4 protein-coding genes are annotated in these 6,003 nt (G+C 72.6%); 3 read left to right on the forward strand and 1 reads right to left on the reverse strand.

Features of this window, described 5'->3' with window-relative positions; genetic code table 11:
• Nucleotides 1–185: 185 nt before the first annotated feature.
• On the forward strand, nt 186–1,592 hold the full coding sequence (locus tag ACTB72_RS03685) for a helix-turn-helix domain-containing protein (RefSeq protein WP_463035633.1): 1,407 nt from the start codon (nt 186–188) through the stop codon (nt 1,590–1,592).
• 58 nt (nt 1,593–1,650) lie between these two features.
• Here ACTB72_RS03685 and ACTB72_RS03690 read toward each other — a convergent pair whose 3' ends face one another.
• Complete coding sequence (locus tag ACTB72_RS03690; protein ID WP_463035634.1) at nt 1,651–2,535, reverse strand: LysR family transcriptional regulator; 885 nt, start codon at nt 2,533–2,535, stop codon at nt 1,651–1,653.
• A 117-nt stretch (nt 2,536–2,652) separates the two neighbouring features.
• On the opposite strand from ACTB72_RS03690, the gene ACTB72_RS03695 reads away from it, so the two are divergent.
• Together ACTB72_RS03695 and ACTB72_RS03700 are read left to right on the forward strand one after the other, a co-directional pair.
• Nucleotides 2,653–4,215, forward strand: coding sequence for a proton-conducting transporter transmembrane domain-containing protein (locus ACTB72_RS03695; protein WP_463035635.1), 1,563 nt, complete (start codon nt 2,653–2,655; stop codon nt 4,213–4,215).
• Nucleotides 4,216–4,234: 19 nt separating this feature from the next.
• A partial coding sequence (locus ACTB72_RS03700; protein ID WP_463035636.1) for a putative inorganic carbon transporter subunit DabA occupies nt 4,235–6,003 on the forward strand: 1,769 nt, incomplete at its 3' end.

The raw sequence follows: 6,003 nt of genomic DNA on the forward strand, positions 1-6,003 counted from the left end.
CCATGGGCCGCGGCGCGTCTGATGAGACCGTGTTCAAGCATGGCATCGGTCCTTCCCGGTGCGATCATTCCTGCGCAATCTGACCGCTGGGGCGCCTCAGGGGAAACTTTGTCGGGTCCTGCTGTGAATGCGAAGGTTTACATGCTAGCTTTTCCGTTAATCCGTTAACTTTTCAGAGCCTCGCGATGCTCAAGACCTTCATCGGCCCGCGCCTTCGCCGCCTTCGTCTCGATCACGGCCAGACCCAGGCCCAGATGGCGCGCGCGCTGGGGATCTCGAACGCCTATGTGAACCTGCTGGAGAAGAACGAGCGCTCGGTCTCGGTGCCGGTGCTGCTCAAGCTCTTCGCCGCCTACGGGGTGGATTGGCGCGAGATCGCGGAGGATGACGACGCCGCCCGGCTCGCCGATCTGCGCGCGGCGCTGCAGGACAACCTCTTCGATGACGGCCGGCCGGACCTGACCCAGATGCGCGCCGCCCAGATCCACAGCCCGGACCTTGCGTCGGCATTTCTGAAGCTGCATCGCGCCTATCTCGCCGCCTCCGACCAGCTGATGACGCTGGCGGCGGGAGCCGGCGACGCCGCCGCCCTGCCCGCCGCCTCGCCCGAGGCGCAGGTCCACGACTTCTTCCGCCGCAACCGCAACCATTTCCCGGCGCTGGAGACGGCGGCGGAAGCGTTCTGGGGCGGCCGCCGCATCCCCGCCGACGACGTCTACGCCGAGGCGAAGGCGCTGCTGCAAGACCGGCTCGGTCTGCGGGTGCGGCTGGTGAGCGTGGCCGACATGCCCGAGACCCTGCGCCAGCATGACGAGACCCGCGGCGAGGTGCTGCTTTCGGAAGCGCTCGATCATCCCAACCGGGTGTTTCAACTGGTGCATGTGGCGGGGCTGATCGAGCGGCGGGAGGCGCTCGACGCCCTCCTCGACCAGTCGGGGATCGTCGAGGCGCATGGGCGGGCGCGCTGCCGGGTGGAGCTCGCCAACTACTTCGCCGCGGCGGTGCTGATGCCCTACGGGGCTTTCCTCGCCGAAGCGCGGGCGAGCCGCTACGATCTCGACCATCTCGCGGTCCGCTTCGGGGTGACCTTCGAACAGGCCTGCCACCGCGCCACCACCTTGCAGCGCGCCGGCGCGCAGGGGGTGCCGCTGTTCTTCCTGCGCATCGACAAGGCCGGCAACGTCACCAAGCGGTTCAACGCCACCGACTTCCACCTCGCCGAATATGGCGGCGCCTGCCCGCGGCTCGACGTGCACGCCTGCTTCCGCACGCCGGGGCGGATCGTGCCGCAGTTCGTCGAGATGCCGGATGCGAGCCGCTTTCTGGTCTTCGCCCGCACAGTCGAACGTCCCAGCATCACCCGCCACGCCCAGGATGTGCGGCTGGCGGTGGCGATGGGCTGCGGGGTCGAGCATGCCGAGCGCATCGGCTACGCCGAGGATCTCAGCGCCGGGCGGGCGCACCCCACGCCGATCGGGATCAACTGCCGGATCTGCCCCCGCGCCTCCTGCGACCAGCGTGCCCATAACGCGCTGGTGCTGTCGAAGCCGGTCGACGCCAACCGCCGCGGCGCCACCCGCTACGCCAGCTGATCGCGGCGCGCGTCATGGCCGGGGGCCGTCATGCTGGGGCGCGTCATGCTGGGGCGCGTCACGGGGCGCCCGAAAATTCCTCCAGCGTCTCGGCCACCAGCGGGTTGGGAAAGCGGCGTTGCAGGGTGACGGCGAAGAACCCCTCCGAAATCCCCTCCAGCCGGGCGCGTTCGACCAGCGTGCCGGCGGCGAGTTCATCGCGCACCACGATGGGGGGGATGACCGCGAGCCCGGCGCCCTCGCGCGCCAGAAGGCGGAGCATGGCCATGTCGTCTGCCTCCGCCGCGATCCGGGGAACCGCGCCGAGCCGTTCGACCAGCGCGTCGAACGAGGCCCTGAGCGCGGATTCCGGGGTGGGCAGGATCAGCGGTTCGGCCTCGATCATCTCGCGCAGCGACCGGCCCTCGGGCGCGCCGAGGCGGGGCGTGCCGATCAGGCTGACCGGCTGCTCTGACAGGGCGTGCACCAGATAAGGGCTCGCCGCATCGCGGGCCGGGACCAGGTTGGTCAGCACCACATCGAGCGCCATCGCCTCCAGCGCCCGCAGCAGGTCCGCCTGGGCGCCCGAGCGCAGCACCATCTCCACATCCGCCCGCCCGACCAGCGGCTTGAGGAACTCGATCTGGAAATTGCGCGACAGCGTGGCGAGCGCGCCGACCCGCAGCGCGCGCCGCGCCGCCCCAGCGTTGCGCAGGGTGGCGGCGAGATCCTCGGCGGCGGCGAAGATCGCGTCGGCATGGTCGAGCGCGATGCGCCCCGCCTCGGTCAGCGCCAGCCCCCTTCCCCGCCGCTCGAAGAGATCGTGGCCGAGCGCGGCTTCCAGCGCCTTCACCTGGGTCGACATCGCGGATTGCGACAGGTTCAGCGCCCGGGCCGCGCCGGTCAGCGTGCCGTCGCGGGCCACGGCGCGGAACAGGCGGAGGTGATGGAGGTTCAAGGCCATGATCGTTCGATTCCATGGAACGTCTCCGCGCAATATATGTGATTTTTACATGCCTGGCGACGCGGTAGTTCCGGGATGCGCCCCGAAACGCCCCCCGAAACGACCGGAGTCATCGCCATGCCGACCCTCGCCCCCCTGATCCATTTCGCGCCCCTCGCGCTGCTGGCCGCCGCCTGCTTCGCGGCCCGGCGCCCGGGCCGACGCCCCGGGGGCGTGCCGCGCTTCGCCGAAGCCGCGGCGCTGGCGGCGTTGGCGATGGCGGGCATGAGCCTCGTGCAGATGGTCGTCGCGGGGAACGCGCAGGTCTCCCTGCCTGTCGGGCCGCTGGCCTTCACGCTGCGGCTCGATCCGATCAGCGCGGCGATGACGCTGCTGGTCGCCTTCGTCGGCTGGGTGGTGATGCGCTACGCCCGGACCTATATGGACGGCGCGGCGCGCGAGGGCGCGTTCCACGGCTGGATGCTCGCCACGCTGGCCGCGGTGCTGACCTTGGCGCAGGCGGGCGACCTCGCGCTGGCGATCCCGTGCTTCGTGGCGATCGGGGTCGGGATGCGGCGGCTGCTGCTGCACTTCCCCGAGCGGCCGGCCGCGCGCCGCGCCGCGACCAAGTTCGCGCTGGTCTGGCATGCGGGCGACGCCGCCCTGATCGGCGCAGCTGTGCTGCTGGTCGTCGCCTTCGGAACCATGGATTTCGCGGCGCTGGCCGACGCCGCCGCCCCCGGCCTGCCCCTCGCCGGGCATCTCGCGGCCGTGCTTCTTCTGCTCGCCGCCGCCCTGAAAACCGCGTCCTTCCCGCTGCATGGCTGGCTGACCGAGGTGATGGAAGCGCCCACCCCCGTCTCGGCCCTGCTGCATGCGGGGATCGTCAACGCCGGCGGGCTGCTGCTGATCCGCTCGGCCGGGCTGACGCAGGCGAGCCCCGGCGTCATGGCGGCCCTGGTGATGATCGGCGGGCTCACGGCGCTTTTCGGCGCGGTGGTGATGCTGACGCAGAGCGCGGCGAAAACCGCGCTCGCCTGGTCCACGGTGGCGCAGATGGGCTTCATGCTGCTGCAATGCGGGCTGGGCCTCTGGCCGCTGGCGCTGCTGCATATCGTGGCCCATTCGCTCTACAAGGCCCACGCCTTCCTGTCGGCCGGCGGCGCGGTGCAGGCGGTCGCGGGGCTGCGCCGGCCGGGGCCGGTGGCCGTGCCGCGGGTGGGGGCGGTGCTGAAGGCTTTCGCCATGGCGCTGACGCTCTACGCCGTGATGGCGACGGCGTTCTTGGCGGTGGCGGGGCCGAAATCGCCGCAGGCGCTGGCGCTGGGGGCGATGCTGATCTTCGGCGTCGCCTATCTGGTGGCGCAGGGCCTGGCCGACGCCGCGCCCGCCGCCCTGACCCGGCGCACCGGGCTTGCCTCCCTCGGGGCCGCGGCCGCCTATTTCACCTTCCAGCTGGGCGCCCATGCCGCCTGGGGGCCGGGGCTTCCCGCGGCGCCCGAGGCCGGGCCGCTCGAATGGGCGCTGATCGTGCTGGCGCTGCTGTCCTTCGGGCTGGTCGCCTTCGCCCAGGTCCTGTTCCCGCTCTGGGCCCACCATCCGGCCAGCGCCGGGATCCGGGTGCACCTCGCCAACGGCCTCTACCTCAACGCCCTGCTCGACCGCCTGATCGGCGGGTTCCGGGCGGCGAAACCGAACTGAAGGGGGAATTCCGATGTTCATGAAGCCAGACCCGATCGCCCCTGCGACCATCGCGAACCTGCTCGCCGCCGCCGAGGCCGCCGCCCGCGCCATCCCCCCCGCCTTCCCGCTGGAGGCGACCGTGGCCGTGAACCCCTTCCTGGGTCAGAGCGGCGAGGACCTCGCCACCGCCTCCGCCCGGCTGGCGCGCGTCGCGGGGGTGTCGCTGAGCCTGCCGCGGGCGGACCATGCGGCGCGGATCGCGGCCGGAGAGATTTCGGATGACGATCTGGCGCGCGCCCTGGCGGCCTGTCGCTCGCCGCTGAAACCCGCGGATCTCGCCCGGCTGAAGGCGGCCTCGACGCTCTCCCCGCCCCCGCCGCGCGCCCTGCCCACCGTGGCCGAGCTGGCGGCGGAGGCGACCGGGGTCGACTGGCCCGCGGTCATCGAGCGGACCTTCGGGCTGTGGGCTTCGGGTCATTTCGACCGGGGCCAGGCGCTGTGGCAGCCCTCGCCCGGCCTTGGCGCCTACGCCGCCTGGCGGGCCTGGGCGAGCCGGGACCTGACGCCGGAGATCGCCGGCCTCGCCGGCTTCTGCGCCCACGTCTCCGCCGCCCCCGACACGGCCGAGCGCGCAGTCCTGCGCGCCGCCGGTCAGCTCGGCCTGACCGACGCCGCCGCGGAGACGGCTTTTCACCGCCTGCTCATGGACCTGGGCGGTTGGGCGCAGCATGCCCGCTGGCGGCTGTGGCAGGCGGAGCTGGCGGGGGGAACCGACGCGACGCTCGCCGATCTGCTGGCGATCCGCATGGTGTGGGAGGCGGCGCTGCTGGACCACGCGCCCGAAATCGCCGCGCAGTGGCGCGAGGTGGTCGCCGCCCACGAAGCCCCCGTGGCCGCGACCCCCGACCAGATCGTCGATGCGATCCTGCAGGAGGCGGCGGAGCGCGCCCATCAGCGTGGCCTCGACCGCGCCCTGACCGGCGGAACGGCCGCCGAGGCCCGCCCCGCCCTGCAGGCGGCGTTCTGCATCGACACCCGCTCCGAGGTCATCCGCCGCGCGCTGGAGACGCAGGATCCGGGAATCGAGACCCTCGGCTTCGCCGGGTTCTTCGGCCTGCCGCTCGCCCACAGCGCGCAGGGTTCGGACGTGATCGAGGCGCATCTGCCGGCGCTGCTCGCGCCGTCGCTGCGCTCGATCAGCCGCGGCGGGCCCACCGTCGAGGCGGCGATGCGGATCGACGCACGCGCCGCGCGGGCCTGGGGGCGGTTCCGGCAGGCGGCGGTGTCCTCCTTCGCCTTCGTCGAAGCGGCGGGGCCGGTCTATGGCGTGAAACTGGTCCGCGACGCGCTCGGCCTTCGCCAAGCGCGCGGCGCGACGCCCGCGCCGCGGATCGTCGGCGGACTGGACGCCGAGACCAAGACGCGGACCTGCGCCGCCGTGCTGAAGGCGATGAGCCTGACCCGGGGCTTCGCGCGGCTGGTGCTGCTGGTCGGCCACGGTGCGCAGACGGCCAACAACCCCCATGAAAGCGCCTATCACTGCGGGGCCTGCGGCGGTCATACCGGCGAGGTTTCGGCCCGAATGCTGGCGCAGCTGCTCAACGACCCCGACACGCGGGCCGGGCTTGGCGCCCACGGGATCGACCTGCCGGCGGATACCCGCTTCGTCGCCGCCTTGCACGACACCACGACCGACGCGTTCACGCTTTGCACAGACGCCCCCGCTCCCGATCACGCGCCGGATCTTTCGCGGGCGCGCGGCTGGCTGCGGGCTGCGGGCCGGCGCGCGCGGGCCGAGCGCGCGAC

This window comes from Albimonas sp. (genome assembly GCF_055129145.1).